The organism is Acinetobacter sp. YH12106, assembly GCF_013418995.1.
GTDB classification, from domain to species: domain Bacteria; phylum Pseudomonadota; class Gammaproteobacteria; order Pseudomonadales; family Moraxellaceae; genus Acinetobacter; species Acinetobacter pseudolwoffii.
On record NZ_VPAV01000003.1, the window covers coordinates 49,707 to 76,101 of the forward strand.

Annotated in this window: 23 protein-coding genes; 14 read left to right on the forward strand and 9 right to left on the reverse strand. The window is 42.6% G+C overall.

The annotated features are described in order from the left end of the window. Positions 1-90: 90 nt before the first annotated feature. The 5 genes from FTU45_RS04180 to gatC all read right to left on the reverse strand — a co-directional run bounded on the left by FTU45_RS04180 (position 91) and on the right by gatC (position 4,985). Complete coding sequence (locus tag FTU45_RS04180) at positions 91-696, reverse strand: hypothetical protein (RefSeq protein ID WP_100357577.1); 606 nt, start codon at positions 694-696, stop codon at positions 91-93. A gap of 14 nt (positions 697-710) precedes the next feature. After that, the gene (locus tag FTU45_RS04185; RefSeq protein WP_180075979.1) at positions 711-1,550 is read right to left on the reverse strand and encodes a DUF6236 family protein; all 840 of its coding nucleotides are present in this window, start codon (positions 1,548-1,550) and stop codon (positions 711-713) included. Between the two features lie 96 nt (positions 1,551-1,646). Continuing rightward, on the reverse strand, positions 1,647-3,140 hold the full coding sequence (gatB, locus tag FTU45_RS04190) for an Asp-tRNA(Asn)/Glu-tRNA(Gln) amidotransferase subunit GatB (protein WP_100357575.1): 1,494 nt from the start codon (positions 3,138-3,140) through the stop codon (positions 1,647-1,649). Then, positions 3,140-4,618, reverse strand: a complete 1,479-nt coding sequence (gene gatA, locus FTU45_RS04195) for an Asp-tRNA(Asn)/Glu-tRNA(Gln) amidotransferase subunit GatA (RefSeq protein ID WP_100534443.1) — start codon at positions 4,616-4,618, stop codon at positions 3,140-3,142. Before gatA ends, gatB begins: the two co-directional genes overlap by 1 nt. Before the next feature lie 52 nt (positions 4,619-4,670). Beyond that, positions 4,671-4,985: an Asp-tRNA(Asn)/Glu-tRNA(Gln) amidotransferase subunit GatC gene (gene gatC / locus FTU45_RS04200; RefSeq protein WP_180075980.1), complete on the reverse strand. Its 315-nt coding sequence runs from the start codon at positions 4,983-4,985 to the stop codon at positions 4,671-4,673. 132 nt (positions 4,986-5,117) lie between these two features. Here gatC and FTU45_RS04205 point away from each other — a divergent pair, with 132 nt between their 5' ends. From FTU45_RS04205 to FTU45_RS04230, 6 genes are all read left to right on the forward strand, one after another. Next, positions 5,118-6,164: a rod shape-determining protein gene (locus FTU45_RS04205; RefSeq protein WP_004279360.1), complete on the forward strand. Its 1,047-nt coding sequence runs from the start codon at positions 5,118-5,120 to the stop codon at positions 6,162-6,164. A 16-nt stretch (positions 6,165-6,180) separates the two neighbouring features. Continuing rightward, on the forward strand, positions 6,181-7,038 hold the full coding sequence (gene mreC / locus FTU45_RS04210) for a rod shape-determining protein MreC (RefSeq protein WP_005096172.1): 858 nt from the start codon (positions 6,181-6,183) through the stop codon (positions 7,036-7,038). After that, positions 7,025-7,516, forward strand: a complete 492-nt coding sequence (gene mreD / locus FTU45_RS04215; RefSeq protein WP_005096176.1) for a rod shape-determining protein MreD — start codon at positions 7,025-7,027, stop codon at positions 7,514-7,516. The genes mreC and mreD overlap by 14 nt, the downstream gene beginning before the upstream one ends. Continuing rightward, complete coding sequence (locus FTU45_RS04220; RefSeq protein WP_005096178.1) at positions 7,504-8,070, forward strand: Maf-like protein; 567 nt, start codon at positions 7,504-7,506, stop codon at positions 8,068-8,070. Before mreD ends, FTU45_RS04220 begins: the two co-directional genes overlap by 13 nt. Before the next feature lie 41 nt (positions 8,071-8,111). After that, positions 8,112-9,566, forward strand: a complete 1,455-nt coding sequence (gene rng / locus FTU45_RS04225; RefSeq protein ID WP_005096179.1) for a ribonuclease G — start codon at positions 8,112-8,114, stop codon at positions 9,564-9,566. Between the two features lie 132 nt (positions 9,567-9,698). Next, positions 9,699-9,872 carry a PA1571 family protein gene (locus tag FTU45_RS04230; RefSeq protein ID WP_005096185.1) on the forward strand — a complete coding sequence of 58 codons (174 nt, stop codon included), beginning with the start codon at positions 9,699-9,701 and terminating at the stop codon, positions 9,870-9,872. 208 nt (positions 9,873-10,080) lie between these two features. Here the strand turns inward: FTU45_RS04230 and FTU45_RS04235 are convergent, their stop codons facing one another. Together FTU45_RS04235 and FTU45_RS04240 are read right to left on the reverse strand one after the other, a co-directional pair. Beyond that, positions 10,081-11,463 carry a wax ester/triacylglycerol synthase family O-acyltransferase gene (locus FTU45_RS04235; protein ID WP_180075981.1) on the reverse strand — a complete coding sequence of 461 codons (1,383 nt, stop codon included), beginning with the start codon at positions 11,461-11,463 and terminating at the stop codon, positions 10,081-10,083. Between the two features lie 172 nt (positions 11,464-11,635). After that, positions 11,636-12,370 (reverse strand): phosphoadenylyl-sulfate reductase, encoded by a 735-nt coding sequence (locus FTU45_RS04240; protein ID WP_180075982.1) that lies wholly within the window; start codon positions 12,368-12,370, stop codon positions 11,636-11,638. A 204-nt stretch (positions 12,371-12,574) separates the two neighbouring features. Here FTU45_RS04240 and thrH point away from each other — a divergent pair, with 204 nt between their 5' ends. After that, positions 12,575-13,192, forward strand: coding sequence for a bifunctional phosphoserine phosphatase/homoserine phosphotransferase ThrH (gene thrH, locus FTU45_RS04245; RefSeq protein ID WP_180075983.1), 618 nt, complete (start codon positions 12,575-12,577; stop codon positions 13,190-13,192). A gap of 59 nt (positions 13,193-13,251) precedes the next feature. On the opposite strand, the gene FTU45_RS04250 is transcribed toward thrH, so the two are convergent. Both FTU45_RS04250 and FTU45_RS04255 read right to left on the reverse strand, forming a co-directional pair. Continuing rightward, on the reverse strand, positions 13,252-14,448 hold the full coding sequence (locus FTU45_RS04250; RefSeq protein WP_180075984.1) for an OmpP1/FadL family transporter: 1,197 nt from the start codon (positions 14,446-14,448) through the stop codon (positions 13,252-13,254). A gap of 323 nt (positions 14,449-14,771) precedes the next feature. Beyond that, positions 14,772-16,322 (reverse strand): outer membrane protein transport protein, encoded by a 1,551-nt coding sequence (locus tag FTU45_RS04255; protein WP_180075985.1) that lies wholly within the window; start codon positions 16,320-16,322, stop codon positions 14,772-14,774. 756 nt (positions 16,323-17,078) lie between these two features. Here FTU45_RS04255 and FTU45_RS04260 point away from each other — a divergent pair. The 7 genes from FTU45_RS04260 to FTU45_RS04290 all read left to right on the forward strand — a co-directional run bounded on the left by FTU45_RS04260 (position 17,079) and on the right by FTU45_RS04290 (position 26,283). Beyond that, entirely contained in the window at positions 17,079-17,582 is a 504-nt protein-coding gene (locus tag FTU45_RS04260; RefSeq protein WP_180075986.1) for a hypothetical protein, read from the forward strand. Beyond that, the gene (locus FTU45_RS04265) at positions 17,579-18,079 is read left to right on the forward strand and encodes a hypothetical protein (RefSeq protein WP_180075987.1); all 501 of its coding nucleotides are present in this window, start codon (positions 17,579-17,581) and stop codon (positions 18,077-18,079) included. The genes FTU45_RS04260 and FTU45_RS04265 overlap by 4 nt, the downstream gene beginning before the upstream one ends. 115 nt (positions 18,080-18,194) lie before the next feature. Beyond that, positions 18,195-18,497, forward strand: coding sequence for a hypothetical protein (locus FTU45_RS04270; RefSeq protein ID WP_180075988.1), 303 nt, complete (start codon positions 18,195-18,197; stop codon positions 18,495-18,497). A gap of 2 nt (positions 18,498-18,499) precedes the next feature. Further along, positions 18,500-18,994: a hypothetical protein gene (locus FTU45_RS04275; RefSeq protein WP_180075989.1), complete on the forward strand. Its 495-nt coding sequence runs from the start codon at positions 18,500-18,502 to the stop codon at positions 18,992-18,994. A 119-nt stretch (positions 18,995-19,113) separates the two neighbouring features. Further along, positions 19,114-21,120: a hypothetical protein gene (locus FTU45_RS04280; RefSeq protein WP_180075990.1), complete on the forward strand. Its 2,007-nt coding sequence runs from the start codon at positions 19,114-19,116 to the stop codon at positions 21,118-21,120. Positions 21,121-21,127: 7 nt separating this feature from the next. Then, the gene (locus tag FTU45_RS04285) at positions 21,128-23,758 is read left to right on the forward strand and encodes a hypothetical protein (protein ID WP_180075991.1); all 2,631 of its coding nucleotides are present in this window, start codon (positions 21,128-21,130) and stop codon (positions 23,756-23,758) included. After that, on the forward strand, positions 23,755-26,283 hold the full coding sequence (locus FTU45_RS04290) for a hypothetical protein (RefSeq protein WP_180075992.1): 2,529 nt from the start codon (positions 23,755-23,757) through the stop codon (positions 26,281-26,283). The genes FTU45_RS04285 and FTU45_RS04290 overlap by 4 nt, the downstream gene beginning before the upstream one ends. The last annotated feature ends 112 nt before the right edge of the window (positions 26,284-26,395 follow it).

Genomic DNA, 26,395 nt, shown 5'->3' on the forward strand with positions numbered 1-26,395 from the left:
ACGCTCATCCTTTAAAAAAGGAGAGGGAACTACGTGTATCAATTTGATTACGTGACAAAGTCCCCCTTTTCAAAGGGGGATTTAGGGGGATTAAATCAAATCAGGATAAAACTTTTCAAATTCTTTATTCACCGCTTTACCCCGTAATAAATAGCCTTTTGGCTGGATATAACTATAAATGTCCCGTGCAGACTGTTCATGCCAACCAATGTTAAATGCACAGAGTTTTGGGAAAAATTGTAGATGGCTATAGTTCAAATTGTTATGAATCCAATAAGCAAGTTGTTGCCAATTACTTTGGTCTTTTTCATACAATTCTAAGAATGATGGAATAACGATACACGCCGTCGCACCATAGCCTTTTACATCGGGATAGTCCCAAATATGACTGGCAAAGTTTTTCTCATTAGTTGCGCAGTTATGTCCTTTTTCATTGCCGAGTTGATTCACGCTTGGTGAGCGATAAGCTGAACGAATGGCAATACGTCCAAACTTTTGTTGTAGTGGCTCGAGCAGTTGTTGGCAGAGTTCTGTTCCTGTACGAATGGCGATGTCAGGATGATCTGGGAAGTTGGGTACACCGTACCAATTGGCGATTTCGCTATAAAGGAAATCACGCATGAAAAAGGATTTAGACAGCTGAATGCGTCCTAAGTCTTCGAGTTTGGCGATTGAGGTTACTTTTTTGATGGCCATAAAAATTACCCAACTCAAATAATATTATTTTGCTTAGCTCTAACTAAGTAATCGAGTTTTAAATTGCCTTTAGCAGATTTTAAAGTCCATTCTTTTGAAAATTTAAACTTGAGCATTGATCTTAATGTATTAGCAATAGTTAAAACAGGAAATGTAGTTGAAGCAATATCAATAATCCCAGTTTTTATCATTTCAGCTAATACACTTTCATTAAATTCTAAACTTACTGAATGATCGACTCGAGAGGTAAAGCGAAAACGTTCAGTGAGAGTTCTGTCTAAGTTATGAATTGCTACTTTTAGATCATAAAATTCTTTTTTCCTTCTTAAGTCTTTATCTTCGCTATTTAATATTTTTTCATATATCTCATCTAAAGAATTATGTAATGCTATCAATTCAGCATTTCTTTGTGTTTTGAAATCTAATAAATCGTGAATAGCTATATCTTTTCGCGGAACAGGTAATAATTTTCTTAGCTCAACTTTTAAAACATCTTTATTACTATATTGAATTGGATCATTGTCTTTGGAGTCGAGCATATTTACGAGAGTCCAATCATTTTCAGGATCTTGAAGTTTTATATTAGCCACATATGTATGAGATTTTTGAAGTATATTTGCCATTTCGCCTGAGTTAAATGGGGACTTAACAAGCTCTAAAATCCCTGCTTCAACATAATCCTGTTCGAAAGGAAGTCCTAATTTTATAGCTCGTTGTTCAGGTATCGCTATTTTGTCCCAATACAAAGAAAAGTATTGTAATTCTTGAGTGTTATATGACCTTTCAATAAAGACACTATTTTTTTCTACATCACATTTCATTAAGGCTGGAGGAATAATAATACCTCTTTGCATTATTTTAGTTCTCGAAAAAATTATTACCTTAATTATAAGTGATAAATAAAAAGAAAACCCGCTCTAAAGCGGGTTTTCTTTTAAAGAAAGATCAGATCAACCAATCAATTTCTTCATCAATTCATTCACTTGAGCAGGGTTGGCTTTACCCTTAGACGCTTTCATCACTTGACCAACCAGACCGTTGAAAGCTTTTTCTTTACCAGATTTGTACTCTTCAACCATCTTCTCGTTGGCGGCAAGCACTTCCTTAATAATTGCTTCAATCGCGCCTGTATCAGTTTCCTGTTTCAAGCCTTTCTCAGCAATAATTTCGTCCGCAGTTTTGCCTTCATCCCACATAAAGCCGAACACTTGTTTCGCGATCTTACCGCTAATGGTGTTATCGACAATACGTGCGATCATGCCGCCAAGTTTTTCCGCAGAAACAGGAGAATCTTGAAGATCTAGGCCTGCTTTGTTGAGCGCCCCTGAGAATTCGCCCATCACCCAGTTTGCAGCAATCTTACCTTGTGCAGCGCCGCCAGCAGCTTTCACGACTTCTTCATAAAACTCTGACATTTCACGAGTAAGCGTTAGAACGTGAGCATCGTACTCAGTCACGCCAAAGTCCGCCACAAAACGCGCACGACGTGCCGCAGGCAGCTCAGGCATGGTGGCTTTGATTGCTTCGATTTGTTCATCCGCAATCACCACAGGCAACAAGTCAGGGTCAGGGAAGTAACGGTAATCGTTGGCTTCTTCTTTTGAACGCATTGAACGCGTTTCCATCTTCACAGGATCGAATAAACGCGTTTCCTGATCAATGGTGCCGTCCCATTCCAGAATTTCCATTTGACGTTCAATTTCAACATTGATCGCTTGTTCAATAAAACGGAATGAGTTGAGGTTTTTCAATTCACAACGTGTGCCAAACGGTTGACCCGGACGACGTAAAGACACGTTACAGTCACAACGGAACGAACCTTCTGCCATGTTGCCGTCAGAAATGCCTAACCAGCGCACCAGCGTATGAATCGCTTTAATATAAGCAACCGCTTCTTCAACCGAACGCATATCTGGTTCAGAAACAATTTCAAGCAGCGGCGTACCGGCACGGTTCAAGTCAATGCCTGACATACCTTCGAACTGGTCATGAATCGATTTACCTGCATCTTCCTCAAGGTGCGCACGGGTTACGCCAATCCGTTTAACCGTGCCATCTTCAAGCTGGATGTCGATATGACCCAAGCCCACAATCGGGTTGTCCATCTGGCTAATCTGGTAGCCTTTTGGTGAATCCGGGTAGAAATAGTTTTTACGCGCAAATACGGAGGCCTGATCAATATAGGCATCGATACCCAAACCAAAGCGAATCGCAAGATCCACCACTTCTTTATTCAATACCGGCAATACGCCCGGCATGGCCAAATCTACAAGGCTGGCTTGGGTGTTTGGATCATTACCGAATACAGTCGATGAACCCGAGAAAATTTTGGTATTGGTGGCAAGCTGGGTGTGAATCTCGATACCAATAACGACTTCCCAACCCTCAATCAGGTTAGATTTTGGTTTAGCCGCTTTTGTAGAATTGTTTTGAGCTTGAGCCATTATGCATTCTCCTCAGCAATTGCCGCGCGTTGTGTATGCCAATCGGTTGCTTGCTGATACTGATGCACCACAGACAACAATTGCGATTCTGACCAGTAATTCCCAATCAACTGTAAGCCAACTGGCAAGTTGTTCTGGTCAAAACCAACAGGTGCATTAATCGCAGGAAGACCTGCCAGGTTCACTGCAAGTGTATAAATATCGCCTAGGTACATTTCAACCGGAGTCAAATCCGCACCAATTTTATAGGCTGTGGTTGGCGCAGATGGCGCAGCAATCACATCGACAGATTCAAAGGCTTTAAGGAAATCTTGCTGGATCAGGCGACGTACTTTTTGTGCTTTCACATAATATGCATCGTAGTAACCCGCGGATAACGCATATGTGCCAATCAGGATACGACGTTGCACTTCCGCACCAAAACCTTCTGAACGTGAACGTTTGTACAAGTCCATCAAGTCCACTGGATTTTCACAGCGGTAGCCATAACGCACACCGTCAAAGCGTTGTAAGTTAGAAGATGCTTCAGCAGGTGCGATCAGGTAGTAGGTCGGAACGTAGCTTTCGGTCATGTTGAGGTCGATCTCAACCAGCGTAGCGCCCATGTCTTCTAACTTTTTCAATGATTCTTCGACACGTGCTTTAACATCTTCAGCTAGGCCGGAAACATTAAAGTACTGTTTTGGAATACCAATGCGTAAACCTTTGACGGATGTATCATTCAGGTTCGCCACATAGTTATCAACCACTTGATTCATTGACGTTGAATCTTTGGCATCATGACCGGCCATCACGTTCATCAGGTAGGCACAGTCTTCTGCTGAGCGTGCCATCGGGCCGCCTTGGTCGAGGGATGATGCATAGGCAATCATACCGAAGCGCGACACACGGCCATAGGTCGGTTTAAGTCCAGTCAGGCCACAGAATGACGCAGGTTGACGAATAGAGCCACCGGTGTCAGTACCGGTAGCGAAGGGTGCCAGATCCGCTGCAACAGCTGCTGCTGAACCACCTGAAGAACCGCCAGGAACATGGTTTAAATTCCAAGGGTTAGCCGTTGCGCCGTAATATGAGTTTTCAGAGGTCGAACCCATGGCGAATTCGTCCATGTTCAATTTACCCAAAGTCACCAGGCCCGAAGCTTTGCCTTTCGCAACAACGGTGGCGTCATAAGGAGAGATAAAATTGTCCAGTATTTTGGAACCGGCAGTGGTTTTGATGCCTTGAGTACAGAAAATGTCTTTATGCGCGATTGGTACGCCTGTTAACACATTTGCACCACCTGCCTTACGCAGTGTGTCAGCCGCATCAGCTTCTGCCAATGCCAATTCAGGCGTAACGGTTACATATGATTTTACTTGAGCATCAATTTTTGCAATACGCTTTAAGTAATGTTCAGTCAATTCGCGAGATGAAAACTGGGCATTTGCCAGACCTTCACTGAGTTCACGAATGGATAAGCGATGTAAATCTGTCATGAGAAATAATTCTTTACGTTTAATTTAATAAAAAGAATGAACTGGGTAGTAATTACTCAATCACGCGCGGTACGAGGTATAAACCATCCTGAACAGCAGGTGCAACTGCTTGGTATTGCTCGCGATGATTGCTTTCTGAGACCACATCTTCACGTAGTGGCTGAGGATGGTCGAAAGGGCTCTTCAGCGGTTCAATTCCGTCGGTATTGATGCCTTTCAATGTGTCCATCATGCCTAAAATCTTATTTAAACTTTGAGCATATTCAGCAGATTGCGTATCATTGAGAGATAACCTTGCAAGGTTGGCAATAGCTGAAACTGTTTCTGCACTTAAATCTGCAGAATGCTGTGCATCCGATGTAGACATAATATTACCTAATCAGTATTAAAAAAATTCAAATTATCATGCGTTATGATAAGCGATTGACTTGTCCAAATCATCACATTTAGTTAAAGTGGCCACCTTGCGTCCATATAAAGTTTAACTGAGAACGTCCCCGTGATTCTAAAACGACTAATAGGCTTGTTTTCGCCCGATCTTGCCATTGATTTAGGTACAGCAAATACACTTATTTATGCGCCAGGACGAGGCATTATATTAAATGAACCAACGGTTGTAGCCATCCGTCATAGTGGTTCACATAAAATTGTTGCGGCAGTCGGTCTTGAAGCGAAGCAAATGCTAGGTCGTACCCCAGCCAATATCTCAGCGATCCGTCCTATGAAAGACGGTGTGATTGCGGATTTTGAAGTCACTGAGACCATGCTGAATCAATTTATTCGCAAAGTACATGAAAACCGTTTATTTACTCCGGCACCGCGTGTCGTGGTTTGTGTGCCATGTAAATCGACCCTTGTTGAGCGCCGTGCCATTCGTGAAGCCGTGTTTAATGCGGGCGCACGTGACGTACGTTTAATCGAAGAGCCAATGGCAGCAGCGATTGGTGCAGGGATGCCAGTCGAGCAGGCTTGTGGTTCGATGGTGGTTGATGTCGGTGGTGGTACCACTGAAATTGCGATCATTTCCCTGCAGGGTTGTGTCTATGCAGATTCTTTACGGATTGGCGGTGATGTCTTTGATGAGCAGATCATTAACTATGTGCGTAAGGCGCATGGCTGTGTGATTGGTGAAACCACGGCAGAAGTGATCAAAAAAGAAGTGGGCATGGCCTTGCCAGATGAAGGTGCTAAACCGCTTGAAATTGAAGTTCGTGGCCGTAATCTTGCAGAAGGTGTACCACGTGCGATTGTGGTTAACTCAGACGAAGTGACTCAAGCCATTTCAGATCCTTTGCAAAACATTGTCTCTGCGGTGAAATCAGCACTAGAACACACACCTCCTGAGCTTTCTTCGGACATTGCTGAACGCGGTATCGTGTTAACCGGTGGTGGTGCATTGCTGCGTAATCTGGACAAGCTGCTGGCCAAAGAAACCGGCCTGCCGGTTGTGGTGGCAGAAGATCCACTCTCATGTGTAACCCGTGGTGGTGGCAAGGTACTCGAATTTTTCGACAATCCAAATCATGACATGTTATTCGTAGGCTAAGAAAAGGATTCGGCGGGTGCAAGCACATCTGTTTTCTCGACAACCGCCATCTTTTCGCTCTTTTATCATTGCATTGGTAACATGCTTGGTGGTGCTTTTCTTTGATTGGCGCATGCCACATGTTGTACAACCTGCAAGGGATGTCCTGTACGCGGCCTATAATCCTATTTATGCTGTGGCCAGTTATCCGGTATTGTCGCGAGAGTGGTTGAATCAACAAACCAAGTCTGAAGTTCAGTTGCGTCGGGAAAATACCGCGATGCAGGCTGAGTTGTTGCAGGCGCAAGTTCGCTTACAAAAAATCTCTGAACTTTCTGCTGAAAATACCCGTTTGCGCGGTCTGCTCGATACACCACTGATCATTGACGGGCGTATTGAAATTGCGGAAGTGATTGGCACCGATGCCGATCCTTTAAGACATATCATTGTGATCAACCGGGGTTCAAATAACGAGCTGAAAGTCGGGCAAACGGTACTGGATGACAAGGGGATTATGGGACAGATTATTAATGTCTATCCGCATAGTAGCCGGGTCATGCTGTTGTCTGATAAAGAACATTCATTGTCAGTGCGTCTGGAACATACTGGAATGCGTGCCATTGTCTCGGGGACGGGTGATCTGGGACGTTTGAAAATGGAATATGTACCTACCAGTGCCAATATCAAGGTCGGGGAAAAAGTCTATAGTTCAGGCTTGGGCCAACATTTTCCGGCAGGTTATCTGGTGGGGCAGGTGTCCAAAGTACAACGACATAATTCAGGTGAATTTGCCCAGATTGATGTAACGCCAGCCGCGCAGTTGGCCGGTGGTCATCATGTGGTGGTGTTATTTTCCGATTCATTGGCGATGGAGCAACCGCATGTCAATCGCTAAGATGAAATCCAGAAAGCATCGTGATCCCTTATTTGCCATCGTCATTTCGGTGATCGTGGCTTCGATTTTGATGGTCTATCCACTTTCTTATACCCTCTCGGGCTGGCGTCCGCTGTTCATGCTGATGGTGATGCTGTTCTGGGTGTTGTGTCAGCCGACCTGGTGCGGGATCTGGTTTGCCTTTGGTACCGGTATTTTTATTGATTTGCTGCTGGACGCACCTTTAGGTCTGAATGCCCTCAGCTTTATTATTATTGCCTTTTTAGCCCGTTTTCTGACGCGTGAACGCCGTATCCTGACCTTTAATAATCTCTGGGTGATTACGGGGCTGGCAATTGTTGCACATTTGCTGATGATCTTTTTTGCCCAGATTGTGGCAGGCGTGCAATTTTCTTTTGCCAGGCACTGGATTCCAATGCTGACCAGTATTCTGGTTTGGCCTGTCCTCTATTATATGTTGAAAAAATGGCGCATATAATTCTCGCTTCCAGCTCACCTCGGCGTTGTGAGTTATTACAGCAGCTCGGACTGAGCTTTGATATCTACAGTCCGGATATCGATGAATCTGTGCGTGAAGGTGAATCCGTCGCGGCTTATGTTGAACGTCTGGCACGAGCCAAGGCTGATGCAGTGGCCGAGCGTTATCCAGATGCAATCATCATTGCTGCGGATACCAGTCTGGGGGTCGATAGTGAGATTTTGGGTAAACCAGAATCCAAGCAACATGCCATTGAAATGTGGACAAAAATCTCCGGTCGGTGGCATGATGTCTATAGCGGTGTCTGTGTTCGTACAAAAGATGAAAAATACAGTATAGTGGTACGTACGCAGGTCGAATTTCAAATCCTGAGTGCCGCAGACATGGAAAGTTACTGGGCCACAGGTGAGCCGCTGGGGAAAGCCGGGGCTTATGCGATTCAAGGAATTGCAGCACGTTATATTCCAAAAATACAAGGCAGCTATTCCAATGTGGTCGGCTTGCCGCTCTATGAAACCGTACAGTTATTACAGACAGTTAAGGCACTAAATTAACTGCTGATAAAAAGAATTTTTATAATGTTTTGAGTGTAATTATGTCTGACGAGTTATTGATTAACGTCACGCCGATGGAATGTCGGGTCGCGTTGATTGAAAACGGCACGGTCAATGAACTGTTTGTCGAGCGTACGGCCAAGCGTGGCTTGGTCGGTAATGTCTATAAAGGCAAAGTGGTACGGGTCTTGCCGGGTATGCAGGCTGCGTTTGTGGATATTGGTCTGTCCAGAACGGCATTTTTGCATATCAATGATATGGTCTGGCCGCGCCAGCAGCCCACCCCAAATGTCTTTGAACTGCTTCAGCCCGGTCAAATCCTCACGGTTCAGGTGATGAAAGATATGCTGGGTACCAAAGGTGCCCGTCTTTCCACGGATTTGTCTATTCCTTCGCGTTATCTGGTGCTGATGCCTTATGGCAATCATATTGGGGTGTCGCAGCGAATTGAATCTGAGGAAGAGCGCAATCGTTTGCGTTCGATTATTGAGCGGATTCAGGCCGAGCATAAGCTGCCAGGCTCAGTGATTGTACGTACCGCTGCTGAAGGTATTGAAGAAGCAGCCATTGCCCAAGATATGGCTTATCTGGCCAAGCTTTGGGAATATATCCAGCGTAAGCAGAAGATTATTGCAGTTCCCTCGCTGATCTTTGAAGAATTGCCTTTACCACAACGGATCATTCGTGATCTGGCCAATGAAGAAACTGCAAAAATCTACGTCGATTCACGTGAAATTCATGCCAAGCTGCAAGAGTTTGTCGAAGAATTCGTGCCGAATATGCGAGACCGCTTACTGCACTACCCGGGCGAGCGTCCAATTTTTGACTTATATAATGTTGAAGAAGATCTGCAAAAGGCGCTGCAAACTCGTGTTGCGTTGAAGTCGGGCGGTTATCTGATGATTGATCAGACCGAAGCGATGGCCACCATTGACGTCAATACCGGCTCTTATGTGGGTGGTCGCTCACTGGAAGACACTGTTTTTAAAACCAATATGGAAGCGACTCAGGTCATTGCACGTCAGTTGCGTCTGCGTAATCTGGGTGGAATTATCATCATTGATTTCATTGATATGCAGGAAGCGCAGCATCGTGAAGAAGTGATGAAACAGTTTGAGCGCATGTTGGAACGTGACCATGCTAAAACCAAGATTACTCAGGTATCTGAACTGGGTCTGGTGGAAATGACCCGAAAACGCACCCGTGAGTCACTGGAACATTTACTCTGTGAATCCTGTCCGACTTGTCAGGGACGTGGTTATGTCAAAACAGCCGAGTCAGTATGTTACGAAATATTCAGAGAAATTCTGCGTTATGCACGTGCTTATGAGTCGCAGAGTGGCTTTACTGTTGTCGCGCATCCCGCTGTAATTGATCGTTTACTAACAGTAGAGGCCCCAGCAGTCGCTGATCTAGAGCATTTCATTAATCGCGTGATTAAGTTCCAAGTAGAAAATCTGTATACGCAAGAGCAATACGATATCATTCTCAGCTGAAATTGTAACAGAATATCGTTAAACACTTGTTACATCTGAAATTTTACATTGGTGCTGTTATTTACAATACTAGATGCATGAATTAGCCAAAGCCGTTTCTCCCAGTTTCAGGCTTAGCAAAAGGAGTGTGTTATGAATATGAGTAAAGCAGTAATTAATAAAGGCCTAAAACACGTATTAGAACCAAAGACTGTACATGCAGGATATATCGTCGATGAGCGCGGTAATGAAGTCCAGATTACCGCCAGCATGATTCGCAATGCCTGCCATCAATTATTACAACAGTGTCGTACCATCAAAAGCTGATTGCATTTGTGCAGGGTTTCTAACTTGTCAAAAAATGATTTGGATAGACGTTTAAATCGAGAAGTCATCCAAAAGTTCTAAAATAATTTAAAAAGATTTCCAAAAACAAAGAAAAGGGACCAGATCGGTCCCTTCATTCTGTGCTCAAAGACTGGCAAAAATGATCAACACTTTTTTCAGTTTATATATTCTATTTATTGATCTGCGGCTAGCTCACCGCCTGTAACTTTGGGACAGGTTCACCATCTACAATTCGTTCAAAACGCTGGATTTCTTCTTCAAGATGCGTCAGCAGATTCTGCATTTTCGGCAGGGCATTACGGCATGCGGTTAAGCCGACTTCCAGTTTGTCCAGATAGCTGGTCATGGTAATGTTTAAAGCCTGCCCATCTAGTACAATTGAGGCTGGATAAAGCGCTTCGAGACGTGCACCATTCCAATATAGCGGTTCCTGAGGGCCGGGTACATTGGAAATAATCACATTAAATGCCTGGCGCGTTGGCATTAAACCGGATACAATGTTCAGACCGGCTGCACCATAGACAAAGGCACTATAATTTAAAATCTGATTGGCATTCATGCGTTTAAAACGTTCCTTGGCACTCAGTACACTGCCACGTACAATTTTGAGACGTTCCAGAGGATTTTCTTTATGGGTGCCCAGATTGGCCAGAATCATGGTAATGCGATTGGAAACATCCGAATCATCACTTCGAACCGAGGCCGGAACCATAGCAATTAATGGTTTTTTCGGTAAAGCGTTTTGTGATAGTAAATATTCACGTAGTGCACCTGAACAGATGGCCAGTACCATGTCATTAATCGTGACGCCCAATGCTTTAGAAATATGCCGTAAACGTGAAAATTCAAAGGATTGTGCCGCAAAACGACGCGAAGCACTGACACGTTGGTTCAGAATACAACTTGGTGCCTGAAAACTGGACACATAATCCGGATTGCGCCCCATATCCTTCATAACGGTCTGAGACAGCTCATAAGCGACGCGTGGTGCGCATTCTAGTTGGCCTTTAATGGTTTGCAGGACATTTTTAAAAGCATTGACCTTAGGTGCTTTAAGGCGTTTGGCGCGTGGCCCTTCAACACACCACGGTGGCACAATACTTTTGGCATCCGGATCATGCGACAGCGATTTTTCGACCAGACGCATGCCGGCGATTCCGTCCACCATCGCATGATGGATCTTGAAATACATGGCAAAACGATTACCTTCAATTCCTTCAATAATATGACAGGTCCATAAAGGCTTGGCACGATCAATCAGCGCACTATGTTCTTGTGAAATATAAGTGAGCAATTCACGGATACGACCCGGTTTCGGCAGGGCAATATGACGAAAATGATGATCTAAATCAAATTCTTGGTCTTCATCCCAAAACAGGCCATTTAAATAATTATTAAAAGGTGGAATCGGCGATGATTTGGAGTTTTGAATATCAGTGACGAGATCCTGAATAAAGGAAGCTGGTGCATTTTCGGGAATTTGGAATAAAAATAGCCCACCTACATGCATAGGTTGCTGCCGTTTCTCTAAAGTTAAGAAAATAAAATCAATTGGATGTAATGGACGCATAGCGTAGATTGCCTCACTGCACTTTCTTCAGCTGCTCTGATCCGAACAACCTTGTTAGAATTATTAATATTGACATTACAAAGTATAGCGATTTTGCCACGGAAAGGTACTGATTTTTCTGTAGATGATTGGTTTATGAAAAAACCACCGACGAGTCGATGGTTATGCTAGATCATTTTTGCAAGTTGCCGGCATGCAGACCACATTCTTTATGCGTGGCTTCTTCCCACCACCAGCGGCCTTCACGTTCATGCTGATTCGGCAGGACAGGGCGGGTACAGGGTTCACAGCCGATTGAAACAAAACCTTTCTCATGCAGGGCATTATAAGGGACTTCCATCATGCGGATATAACTCCAGACATCTGCACTGGACCAGTTGGCCAGAGGATTGTATTTGATCAGCTGCTTACCCGGACCGGAAAAACCTGGATCTGCCTGAACCACAGGAATTTCATTACGGGTACCCGGGCTTTGGTCTTTACGCTGACCGGTGATCCAGCCATCCAGCGTGGCCAGTTTTTTACGCAGTGGTTGAACCTTGCGTATACCGCAACATTCCTGATGGCCATCTTCAAAGAAACTGAATAAACCTTTTGTCGTCACTAGATTTTGCACGTCTGCAGTTTCGGGGAAGCAGATTTCAATCTCGATATTGTAATGCTTACGCACCCGCTCAATAAACTGATAGGTCTCTGCATGTAAACGTCCAGTATCCAGACTGAATACCCGGAATGGTTTACCGAGATGTGACGCCATATCAATCAATACAACATCTTCAGCACCAGAAAATGAAATCGCAATTTCACCTTGCTGGCTCAGTGCAAGTGCCAAAATTTCATTGGGCAATTTATCTGCATATTCAGATGCAAGTGCATCAATACGATCAATAGTAGGAATGATGGTCATGAGAGTCCTGGCGATATAGGCTTAGAAAGGACATGGCCTATATTAGTTAATTTCACATCTATTTTAATAGAATTGATTTAATTGACTTATCACTAAAAAATAAATACTTATTAAAAAAATAGATTTAAAAAAGTACAGTGCAAAATCTGTTTCTTCAGCTATGATAGTGCAAAATTTTTTCAATACAACTTAGAGGGAATGTTCATGGAAGTCGTATGTCTAGATTTAGAAGGTGTGTTGGTTCCAGAAATCTGGATTAATTTTGCTAAAAAAACCGGGATTAAAGAGCTTGAAGCAACGACTCGTGATATTCCTGACTATGATGTGCTGATGACACAACGCTTAAATATTCTCAAACAGCACGGTTTAGGCTTAAATGATATTCAGGCTGTGATTGCAGAAATGGGGCCATTCCCAGGTGCAAAAGAATTTATAAAATGGGTCAATACGCATTTTCAATTAATTATTTTATCAGATACCTTTTATGAATTTGCACACCCACTCATGAAACAGTTGGATTGGCCGACTATTTTCTGTCACAAATTAGAAACAGATGAAGCCGGCATGATCTCTGCCTATAAACTTCGTCAGCCCGATCAAAAACGTCAAGCTGTTAAAGCACTGCATGGTTTGAACTTTCGAGTGATTGCAGCAGGCGATTCATATAATGACACGACCATGCTCAGTGAAGCGGATGCAGGTTTCCTATTTGATGCACCTGAAAACGTCATTGCTGAATTTCCGCAATTCCCACCAATTCATGGTTATGAAGCATTGAAAGAAGCGATTCGTAAGGCTTCAGTTCGTGATATTCCAGCTTAAATAATTTAAGTGCATAAGAAAGGGCGCTTTAAGCGCCCTTTCTTTATTGAATCAATTGATTAGAAACGGTAACCGATTTTCATGCCATATGCCCAAGCATTATTATCTTCAAATTCACCAACTGGATTTCCGCCAGTTTGTGCTTGCGCATCACCTAACCAAAGATGCTTAACACCGGCTTGAATAAAGTAATTTGCAGCAGGGCTATATTGTGCACCTAAGCCAAGACTCCAAAAGCCTTCTGTTGGACCAAGTGTTGTTACTGGGTTTCCTGCACCAGAGTCCCAACCGATTGAAGTAGAAGCAGACCATTTATCTGAGAATTTATGGCCTACACCGACATTTGCAGACCATTGGTCATCTGAATATGAAATTAGATCTTGGCCTAATGTGTTAAGTAGTTGCGGGCTGACGGTAAACTGATCCCAATGTACCCAGCGCACATTTGCGAACGCAAGTGTATTTGGCGCGACGCCAGTTTGGAAATCAATATTTACCGACTGAGGAGTTGTTGCATTAACTTTGGAATCAATATGACCTAACAGTGGGAATGCATATTTTTGTTCTGCTGTAAGTCCAGGAGATACGCGAGGATCTTGTGCAACTTGAGGAAGTAAAGATGTTTCATGAGAACTTGCATCATGTTTAATTTCTGAACGATAAGTTATAGACGTTTTTAACGCAATTTCAGGAATTTGATAAGCAAAACCAGCTAACCAGCCAAATGCTTCCTCTTCTTCTAGCTTAATGTTATAGCCACTAAGAACACTATAAGCTTGACCACGTAATTTAATATCCGCTTCTACCGTTTGCCAAACTGGACCAGCATAAAAATTCCAGTTTTCTGTAGGTTGATATCCTATAAGGGCTGTTAAATTCTGAGTTTTAACTTCAACTGATGTACCTTCTGAGCCATTTCCAAATGAATTAGTAGCTGCATCATATTGTGCATCTGCACCAAAAGGTTGGTCATAAATCAGACCTAAGGAAATTTTATCAGTTGCTTGAACTTTGATTGCCGCATTAATGAAAGAGTAATCATCAGCCATATCACTGATTTTCTCGCCTTCAAAACCGGAAGTTTTAGAAGTTCCTGAAACATCAGGATCTAAAATTGAAATACCCGCTTCTGCATAGTTGCCCGGCTGTAAAAATGCCTGGATAGACTGACCAGAACGGTCTAAACCGCCAGCAAACACTGCTGAAGTTGGGAGTGTTGCAAGTAATATTGCAGTAGAGATTGGCTTAAGCTTCATGGCTCTTCCCTGATAATGTTGCATAAACATATTAAAAAGTTGTGGAAAAATAACATAAAATTAAAAAGAGTAAATGCTAGGCTTTGATGAAGATTTGAACTGATCAGTAATTAAAATAGGAGGGGTTAGAGTTTTTGTACTAAAAATATAAGGTTAAATATGTGAATTAAATAATATTTTATTTATATGGATTGACTGAAATGACACATAAATTAATTAAAAATTAATTGATGTTTAAATCATCAGATAGTTTACAAGTGTATAAAAATAAATTTTAAACAATAAAAAAACCACCCGAAGGTGGTTTTTTAAAGTTCTAGATATTAGAAGCGGTAACCAATTTTTAGACCATAAGCAATTGCGTTATTATCTTTAAAATCACCTACGATACGGTTGTCTTCACCTACTTGAGCTGCAGTTTGTGATTCTGCATCACCTAACCAGAAGTATTTAACACCACCGGCAATAAAGTAATTTGGTGCAGGGCTGTATTGAACGCCTAAACCAACATTCCAGTAGCCATCAGTTGGACCAAGTGTAGTGATTGGATTGCCAGCACCTGAGTCCCAACCTACAGATACATTCCCAGCCCATTTTTCTGAAAGTTTACGGCCTACACCTGCAGTAGCAGTCCATTGATCCTTATCGTATTTAACAATATCAAAACCATTAGGACGATTTACGGAATCTAATTGACCTACGACTTCACTTAACATACCAAATTTAAGTGGGCGAAGTGCAAATTCAGACCAATCGACCCAACGAACATTTAAGAATGCAACCGTATCTTGCATAATCCCTGATTGCAAATCGATGTTTACAGATTGAGGAGTGGTAAATTTAGATTTACCACTTGCATTTTCAATTACCTCAATACTTTCTTCAGCACCAATTAGTGATAATGCAGCTAGAGAAGGTAAAGATTCTTTAGCGTTTGCTTCATGTTCGATTTCAGAGCGATAAGTTACAGACGCTTTTAATGCGATTTCTGGAATTTGATATGCAAAGCCTGCTAACCAACCCCAAGCATCAGTTTCAGGAAGCGTTGCATCATAACCATTATAAATACTATAAGCTTGTCCGCGTAAGCTTAAATCACCTTCAATAGTTTGATATACAGCACCTGCATACAAATTCCAATTTGCTGTCGGTTGGAAACCAAATACTAATGAAAGATTTTGTGATTTTAAATCGACAACTGTATTTCCTTCACCTAATAAGAATCTGCTGTTAGATACTGCACCTATACCATTAGCTTCTAAGTTACTAATAGTGGTTTCTACGCCAGCTTGCAATGGGGCTGATAATGATCCACTATCTCGTAGTGTTACAAGCTCTTCATATACATCTAGAAGATTGTTAGATGTACTTTGAAAACCGGGTATGTTGTTAATTAAGCCATCTATAGTTGCTTGGGTACCTTCGAGTGTTGGAATTCCACTTCCTGGAACTTGAGCATTAGCACCATCCACGATACGCTGATTAATCAATCCATTTAATAATGCTCTTGGAAGAACTGTATCTGTACCATAGTTTGATACAAAAGCATTATCACCTGTGTATTTAGCTTTTGCGCCAAAAGGTTGATCGTATAGTAAACCTATTGAGAATTTATCAGTCGCTTGAATTTTGAGCGCTGCATTCGGGAAATAATAACTTTCTGCCATGTCATCAATATCACGGCGGGTAGCTGTTTCACCAGCTTCTTTACCCGATACATCTGCATCTAAAACAGAAATCCCCGCTTCGAAATAATTACCAGGCTGTAAAAAAGCAGCCATTGACTGGCCTGAACGATCCATAGCAGCAGCAAATGCACCTGTCATTGGTAACGTTGCTAAAATCATTGCTGTACTAAGCGTTTTTAATTTCATTCTTCATCTTCCCTTGAGGTACAAATTTGGGTTTCAAACATTTATTCGGTATTTGCTTGGTATTGTTTTTGGAGTCATTCCTATGCCTTCAATGGCTGATTTGTTACTCCATGTGACAAAAATAACACAATAAAAAAAAGAGTAAATGCTCTACTTTGAATGAGTAGTTCAAAAAAACATCAAATTAGAGTAAAAATACTAATTGAAAAGTAATTTAATGATATAAGTAATTGAAAATATTTAAATTAAATAAGATAGTGATTAAGTTAAAAAAATATAAATATATTGAATTATTGCTTAAATTTTTTGTTAATTAGTTCACATATTTAAAATATGTGCGCCCTGCGCGAATAGAACTATAAGCTGTATGTATTTGTATTATTGGGTTTGATTGTTTCTGTTTTTGATTAGTATCCCTATTTGTATCCTTATTTATAGAAGTACTTTGTGTTGATGAAAATTGAGAGGGACGTGGGTTCGAATCCTAAACAGGGATTCGAACTGAAAGTATGATTTGACCTGCTTGGATACGCCGTATTGATAAACGGAGATTGAAGGATGGCATTGATTACTAGGTGGAGTTGAAGGCTAAAAATATAGTGTTTTGCGGTCTCCCTCGCGCGCGCGCGCGTTTTGTCGATCTTGGTACTCTTACGAAATCTCACTCCGCAGAAATTTAAATCCAAATTCACCCATTTTTTGAGGACTTTAAGCGTTCTAAATTGCCATTAATGATTAGAAATTGGATGAATAGATATGAGTGAAATTATCTCACCAGGGGATACAGATTTCTTAGCTTACGTAATGGGTGGGGCTTACAAGCAATCTTATGTAGGCGCTGCCATTAGCTTGCAGAATGAACTAGAGCAAAAGATTGAATCTGGAGACCTTGAAAAGGCAGACACAGGGTTAGTTCATCATTTTGGCAACAAGGTTTATGTAAGGGAATTTAAGGCCAAAGCAGGGACTTTAGTTGTAAGCAAAATGCACCGTACTGAACACTTCATTCTATTTTTAACAGGTAGCTTAAGTGTACTAACTGAAAACGGCGTAGAGCACATTCAAGCACCATGTATTCAGCGAACCATGCCAGGAACAAAGCGAGTAGCTTACTTTCATGAAGATTCCACCTGCATGACGATCCACCCGACTGAAAGCATAGATTTAGAAGAAATTGAAAAAGAAGTAATTGTTCCGGAAGGGAAGGAAGAAGAATTCTTAATTTCTATAGGTCGCAGCATTGAGGAGTTCATATCATGACCTGGGCAGCAGTAGCAGCAGTAGCAGCAGTGGCAGGTACCGCACTTACAGGGTATTCAAGTTATCAAAGTAACAAGCATGCATCAGAGCAGGCTGAAGCGGACGGGAAAGCACAGCTTGCACGTGGTCGACTGGAAGCTGAACGGATTCGCAAGGAAAAGGATAAAGTGCAGTCACGTGCGCGTGCGGCAGCTGCAGAAAATGGCCTTGATGTGCACGAAGGTACCGCCGTAGTAATCAACGACCAGATTGAACTTGATGGTAACTATGATGCAAATATGGCCGAGATCACCGGTTATAACAATTCTCAGCGGTTACAGGCGGAAGCCAGTGTGTATGGGCGTAACGCGATGATGGCAGGAATTACGACACCAATTAACATGGTTGCTGCAGGTGCGAATGGGGTCGTCGATGTTAGAAAAGCAAAAGCTACTGCACAACAGCAAGCTGCAATTACGAGTGCAGCATCATCAAATACTACTGGTGGCTGGAAGTGATTAAGCTAAAAGTTAAGACGTAGGAATCCAATTCAGTGGCCTGAATAAGTCCATTTATACCAGGCCACTAAGTGATCTTATTTATCTAAATGTATTAAACGTAATAGGCGGAAGTATGGGGATTTATATTGAGCTTAGTAATTTTGAAGTATCCAAAAATCTTCTTTTTCTCAAAGCAGAAGTGAAGTACGGCGCACCTAATTATAAAAACATGATTGATGAGCTAAAAAAACATCATGAAATGACTAACGAAAAGATTGCGTATCTATTACCAATGGCTGGATCTGCTGGTGTGGCCGACTGGGCACGTGGTGCCACTCCTCACTATGAAGTAGGAGAAGCATTTATTGAGCTTTGGAAAGCTCTCACTGATAAAACAAACCAAGATATCCCAAGAATTAATAACTGGAGCATATAAGCATGCAACGACCAACAGTTCCGGCCTTTAAGCCTTTAGACTGTGATGATATGGAAAGATCAATCCAGCTATGTAATGGGATTGAATACTTGATTGATGAGTTTCGAAGAGAGATTAATGGCAAGGAACCAGCACAGTTGTTCAATGTTGAGTATAAAGATCATTTACTAAAAGTTGCTTCTCACTTGGAAGAACTGATCCATCGCCTCACTTACTTAACAGCTAAGAACAATAGAGCTTTTTACTATAATCATCTCTATACAATTTTAATTAACTTGAATAGCTGTCCGAATACTTTAATTATTACGGCACATTATTTGGATCCTGATCAAGAATTTAAACGCCTCCTTAACCGGAATACATTCGAGTTTGAGTTAGGACAGATCGTGAAGAAGATCCAGTTTATAAAACGTGTGCTGGAATCGCTTTTTATTGGTCGTAAGTCTGGAGTGAAAAATATCAATCGTTGCTTTCATCAAACGAAGCGTACAGCCTGATTTTAGTCGAGAGATAGGAGCTATTTAGGCTCCTTTTTTCTGGACTAAATATACCCATTTTTTGAGGACACATAACCATTTAATTTTGAAGTATTGAGTAAATTACTTCGAGAAATAAAATGGCTAAAATCCCAATGGGTAATTTTGGTAATGCGATGCCACAAGCTGGTCGCATCCAAATGCCTCAAGATCAATCCGGCCAGATGATCGCAGGTGCATTACAGAATGTCTCCCAGGTTGCAGTGCAATATGCTGCACAACAGCAACAAGAGCAGGACAAAAAAGCTAAAGCTGATTTTGCATTGCAATCCTCTAAGGTTGGGGCGGACATCAGTGTAGTGGATGATGATCTTTTGCTTAAAATGCAAAGTGGTGCAATTGCCTATGATGACGCCGTAGTTCAACGCCAAAAGAGCTTAGAAACAATCAAGGGTCAGTACAAAGACCTAATACCTAAACAGTTTGAGCAGAACTTTAATAATTATTTTGAGCAGCATTCCTACCAGAGTGCATCGAAGTATTTGCCGATCGCGCAGAAGTCGGAGCAGCAACAGGCTATTGTAAAATTAAAGGATATGCGAGAAAACTATCTCAAAAATCCAGATGCTTCTGAGCAGGATGTTTGGAGTGGTATGGCTTTGTATGCACAGTCCAAAAATTTACCCTTAGCGCATGTCCAAGATACTTTTAACGAGTACAAAAATAGTCGGGCCGGCAATGATGTATCCACATTTTATTTGGGAAATAAGTCAGACAACGAAAAGCTGACTGAACTATCCACTCCTGAGGCTGTAATAGCAAAACACCCTAATTTAACTCAAGAGCAGGCCGTCTACTGGAGTGGACGGGTATCAAGTCAAATCGATCAGAATAACCGGGCAGTTGCCTTACAGCAAAAGCAGTTAGAAGATGATGCAAAAGATGCTGTCACTGAGATGAAGGCAGATATTGAAACAGGCTTGATCCCAAGTGAAGACGTGATTAAATCCCGTTTAGCACGTGTTAAGGGCACAGGGAAAGAATCTGAGTTTGTTCAGTACAGCGGGGCTTTGGTTGAAGTACAACAGTTCATGCGTTTAGGTGCAGATGAGCGTGAAGCCTATCTCAGTAAAAAGCGCTCAGAAGCTCAAAATACGGCGCAAGATAACGCTACTGACGTGAGCTGGAAGTTAAACCTTCTGTCTAAAACGCATGAAAATATGCTGGGCTATGAGAAGAATAACTCTACCTTGGCGTACTCAATCAAGACTGGCCAAGAGCTGACAGTAGTACCTACTCATGCAATTTTAAGTGGCAATCCCGAAGCGATTACAGCTCTATCCAAGAATATTAAATCTATTCACGCGAACAATGTATTGAACGGCACAGTAGGGTCGTTAAATCCTTTCTCTACTCAACAACAATCTGAATTAAAGCAGTTCTGGGAAAAAGCTAGACCAGGCGATAAGTTGAATTTAGTGACTAGCCTCTATAAATCTAGTGCTGGCAATGCCAATGCATCTAGAGACATGATCAACAGTATTGCTGGTGAAAGTGGCTCATATCGTTTATCCGCTTCACTCAATAACAGGGGTCTACAAGATATTGCTGGCCAGATTATTACCGGTCAGGATCTGATTGAAAAAGGCTTGGTCAAAGTAGATGAAAACGGTTTAACAAAGCAAACAGAAACGTATTTAGCCGGTATTACTTCACCAGGTAAACCTGACTTTCAAATCTATCTGGATTCAATCAAAGCCAACTATGCTTATTTGGTTCAAAAAGCTGAGAAGGTGACTGATACAAAGGGCAATATTTTAAATAAAACTATTGATGAAGAGCTTTTTAATAGAGCTGCTAAGAATGTCACAGGGGGCAAGTTCACCTCAGGGGGATTCTTCGGAAGCAAATCAGTTGTGCTACGGCCGCATACGGTAGGTGAAAAAGCATTCCGTGAGCAGCTGGAGAGCTTCAACTCTCGCAATGCCCGCAACTATGGCGGATCTGACAAAGACTTCTTCTTGGATCTCCCTTTAGAGCAAGACCCTAAAAATCCATACGTCTATTACTTCAAGAATGGTACCAAGTACATCATGGATGCCACCGATAAGAAGCGTCAAACACGTTTAACTTTTAAAGTGAGATGAGGTAGAGATGGATTTTTTAGCAGATGATGAATTAACGTTAAATCAGGACGACCCTCGCTTTAAACCTAAAAGTGAGCGCGGTGGACTTGCTGACGGCGTATTAGGTACTGTTTCCGGTGTTGCTATGGGTACCATTGAGGCAGCTACCGCCCCAGATGCTTTAGTACGTGGTGACAAGAAAGCAGCAGCTCTAAGAGCGCAAAACCTCGAGATTTTTAAGCCTGATGATTTAGGTGGCATAGGTGAGTTTACCTATGGCCTCACCAAAGACTTTACACGTATTGGCTGGAACGCCGTCACTACACTAGGTGCAGGCGGTGTACCTGGCTTGGCATTGAATTCTGGATTATTCGGGTACCAGACCTTTGAAGCAGAGAAATCAGACTTACTTAACAAAGGGGCGGATATAAAAACGGCTCGCACCGGTGGGGCTATTAAAGGGGTTACAGATGCTCTGGGCTTTGCTATTCCTACCCATGGTGTTGCTAAATCTGTAGTGGCTGATGCTGTGGCTACTACTGCGCTGGCTACTGGAGCTGGCGTAGCTGGTGATTATCTTGAAGGTTCATTTCTTGAAAACAATGAAAATAAGAAAGTCGCTCAATACGGTGAAGCATTAAAGGAAAATGCATTAAGTCCGTCCACATTGGCAGCAAACGGCGGGATGGCTTTACTACTCAACTTGTGGGCGAACAAAGGGCGTTTACGGCCAGAGCAGATCAAAGACCATAGTAATGTAGATACCATGAATGATGCGGCTCATATTCAGGCCAACATCGAGCATGCAGAAGGCACGAACCCATTTAGTCCAACTAATGCAAAAGAGGCCAATTCACACTTTGATGCATTGGATAGTGCAATGGAGAGTGCATTGAATGATGAGCTGGTCAGCTTAAAAGCACCAGTGAGCGGAACACCCAAAGCAATCGTAACCAGTACACCAGTGGTACCAATAACAGGTACACCGAAGGCCCTCGTAAGACCAAGCGCTATCAATACTGATGAACATAAAGCACCAGTAATAGCCGATGTCTTGACTAACCCTGTATTTGATAAAAAACCGTGGACAAAAACGATTGTCCAGGAAGCCTCTAAACGGGGTATCAATCCAGTGGATGCCTTAATCATTTCCCATTTGGAAACTGGTGGCACCTTCAGCACTTCAATCCAGCCAAAGGACAGAAACGGTAAGTTACTATCGTCAGCTACCGGCTTATTCCAGACTTTGGATAGCACCTTTGCCCGTATGGGAGGTAAGAACAAGTTTGATGGCAATGATCAAATTAAAGCGGGCCTGAACTACTACGAACATAACTCCAAGGTTTTTCGTAGTCACTTTAATCGAGATCCGAATGGCCTAGAGCTTTACTACCTGCATTTCTTTGGTGAGGGTGGTGGACCAGCATTTTTAAAGGCTAAGGATAATGAGCTTTTTGTTGATGTGGCCACACGCTGGAGTAAAGGCAATCAGAAAAAGACTGCAAGACAGATTGCAGAAGGTATCACTTCAAGTCATCAATTCAATGGTATGACCGTAGGGCAGGTAAAGGCCAAATACGAAAAGCGCTGGAACGATATAGCTAAACTTTATGGTGATGTCGGTTCACAAAGTGCAGCACATCCTACCGAAGTCCGAGGGAGCGAATCAGAGTTCCCACAGTTTGAGTCTGATATAACTGCACCACCTGCTTACAAGTCCCAATCTGATGCTGAAGTTGAAGCAATGCCTTTTGTACTCAGTGCAGATGAGCATAGTGTTAAGTCACTCCAGGAAGAGTTTGAAGCCCTATCTTCTCCATTGACCAAGGAGGATCTGGAATACCTCAAGGCTACGGCGCATTATCAGTATTCTGAAGGTGGTGCTTACCTAACGCCGTATGTTGAACCTCAAGTCGATTTATCTGGTCCCGGTAATAGCGCTAACCGTAATTTGGATACATTGGACTCTGATCTTTACCAGCTTGAGCCAGAACAACAACGCGTTATTCTTCCAGGTCCAGAATCGAACACTTTAGATATCAATACCAGAACATCAGATTCAAATATTCAGCAAAACTCAATTATCGCAGGGGTTGATAATTGGACTCCAACCAGATCGCAAAACTACCTTAAACGAGAGCGGTCAATGGATGATGGGGGAGTTATTCAAGAGCTACACAATAGTACTTCTAATACGACATTCCAGCGCCAAGTTAATCAAGATGGCACCATTAGCCCGGTAAAGGCTACACGTAATGGAAATGACCTATTTGCCCATCCTGCTAATGGTAAAGCCGATAGTCCTGAATTAACTGCGGTACAGCATAAAGCTACTCAGGCATTGGAACGGGAGTTTTGGAAGCCAGGTAAATCTAAGGTTGATGGTGCACCGGACTTAACCAAGTCTAGTAAAGGGGAATACGGTGCATTCACTGACACGGCAGACGGCAGGGAAGCAGTTTCAATTCTGGAAGCAGATCCCGATATGGAAGTGACCTTTACGCGTCTGGATGAAAACGGGGATGAGGAAATTGTGACGATGTCATCCCGAGATCTATTGGACTATGTCAAAGAGCAAGAAGAAATCGCAAAAGATGAAATTCAGGCAGTGAAAGCATTGGCAAGCTGCGCATTAAGATTTGGGAGTGAAGCAGCATGAGAGCTGAATGTAGAGAACAAGTTGCAAAGGCATTAGGTAAAAGAAAATTAAGTGCAGCTGATAGTAATCGTATTTCATCACTGTATATCCGGGCACAAAATACTCTAGCCAGAACAGATCCAGACTGGATTTTTAAAAGTCATGCTGAGCGTGCGGAAGCTATTGCGCAGAAAACTGCCACGGATCTCGCCGTGCAGATTGCTAAAAATAATCAGAACATTGCCCGGGACGCGATTATCAAGGCCCAGGTGCAGAATGAAATCTATAACCATCCTAAACTAAATCCACTCCAGGTATTAATGCGGAAGATTGCATATTTCTCTGATCAGAGCGGTATCCAGTCAATAGAAAAACTATCCCAATCTTTACATAGCCGCTGGATGTCTTTAGTTGCCGATGTGTTTACCAAAACACAAGAGCGCTTCGGTATGTCCGTCAATAAAGAAATGACCGATGACATTATCCGGGTCATGTTTGGTGGTAAGTCTGATAATCCAGAAATTACGGCTATGGCCAAAGAGGTAAGCGCCGTTTTGGAGGAGATGCGTTTAGCCTTCAATCGGGCTGGAGGGAATATCAAAAAGCTCGATAATTTCGGCTTTATGACTTCGCATGATCAAAAGAAGGTGGCCTTAACAGATCAAGCTGAATGGGTGAATGATGCCTTGGCTGGCTTGGATCGTAATCAGTATTTCAAAGAGACTGGTGAGTTGATGGATGAGCTGGAGATTAAATCCATGCTCGAGGAGATTTATAAAACTATCTCAACCAACGGCGCCAACAAAGACTTACTGATACTGAATAAACAGGCCAAAGCAGGTGCATCACCTGTAGGTGGTCGTTCAAAGATGGCAAATCGTCACCAGGAATCACGTGCTTTGCATTTCAAGGATGGTGACGCGTGGCTGGCGTATCAGAAGAAATATGGAACTTATGATGAAGCAGGGTTTCATGAAATTCTGAAAAACCATACTCAGCGCATGAGTACGGAAGTGGCAATGATGCAGAACCTTGGATCCAATCCTCGTCATACGTTTGAATCTCTATTGGATGAAGCCAAGATCAAACTGAAAGCAGATCCACAGAATGGATTGAAACATGGCGAAATTGATAAGCAGGCTCATCGAGCCATGTCGATGTATAACACCCTGGATGCCAATACCCGGGCGATTGATTCAACACTGGGAAATGTTATGGGTGGTCTGCGTGCCCTAATGGTTTCATCTAAATTAGGTGGCACCACATTAACAACCTTTGGTGATCATGCCAGCATGAAGAAAGTGGCTAATATGCTGGGCCTGTCTTATACCAAATCCATCCTCCCTGAATACATGAAGCAACTGAAACAGGGTGCTACACGTGATGAAGCCCTACGTTTTGGGCTTGGTATCACTGAGATGGTAGGCGGTATGTCTCGCTTTGGAGATGCTGATGTGGTGAGTAGTGCCACTAAATCAGGCCGCTTTAATGCGCGTATGCAGGCCTTTGCTGCAATGACTATGAAAGTGTCAGGATTAAATGCCGTGACAGCCAGTGCTAAACGAGCGCTTAATCTGGTGCATATGAATAAGCTTGCTGAAATGACCCGTAAAACGGATTGGAAGGATCTTGGTGCGGATGATCTTAAGATCCTACAGGGGAACGGTATTACCGAACGTGATTGGCAGTTATGGCAGCAGTTGGAGCCAAGTAAACGTGAAGATGGGACGGCGGTACTTTCGCAGAATGATTTTTTTAATGCACCAGATGATGTGATTAAGCAGTTTTTGCCATTGGACAAGCAGGATAGTGCGAACGCCATTGCTGACTTCCGCTATAAGGCTGCAATGAAGTATCAGACTCATATCTTCAATGAGGAGTCAGTCGCTATCATTGAGGCCGGTGTACGTGAGCGCAGCATCATTAACTTAGGTGAAGCCGGAACTATCCAAGGGGAATTGGGTCGTACCTTATTCCAGTTTAAAGGCTTCCCATTGGCTTATATGTTCCGTATTGGTCATCGTGCCTTTGCCCAGGGAGATATTAAGAGCAGAGTGACGTTCCTGGCTTCGCTACTGGCTTATCAAACTTTAGCAGGTGCATTGATCGTTCAGACCCAGAACTTGGCCAATGGTAAGAATCCAGAACCTGTATTCACGATCGACTTCTTTGGTAAGTCACTTCTTAAAGGTGGCGGGCTTTCCTTCCTGGGGGACATCATGTCTGCACTTTCAGATCCAACCGGTCGAAGTGCATCAGACTTTATCAGTGGCCCATTATTAGGCCAAAGCATGAAGTTGGGTATGCTGCTAACAGGTATGGGCAACAACATCATTGAGGGGAAAGAATCTACCCGGATGATGGAGGTGGCCAATACCCTGAAGAGTAATATTCCATTGCAGAATCTTTGGTACAGTAAGCTGGTCGTAGATCGAATGCTGTATTCCAAAATGCAGAATATGATTGATCCTGATTATTTACCGAGAACACAGCAGCGCCTGGAGAACTTAGGTAATAGTTACTGGTGGGATTTATCAGAAGAATAAAATTAGGAGCTTCGGCTCCTTTTTTAATTTTTAGATTACTATGTTGTATTGATATTTATAAATAGCCAAAATTCAACATCAAATGATGTGATGAGACAATTAAGGGGGAAAT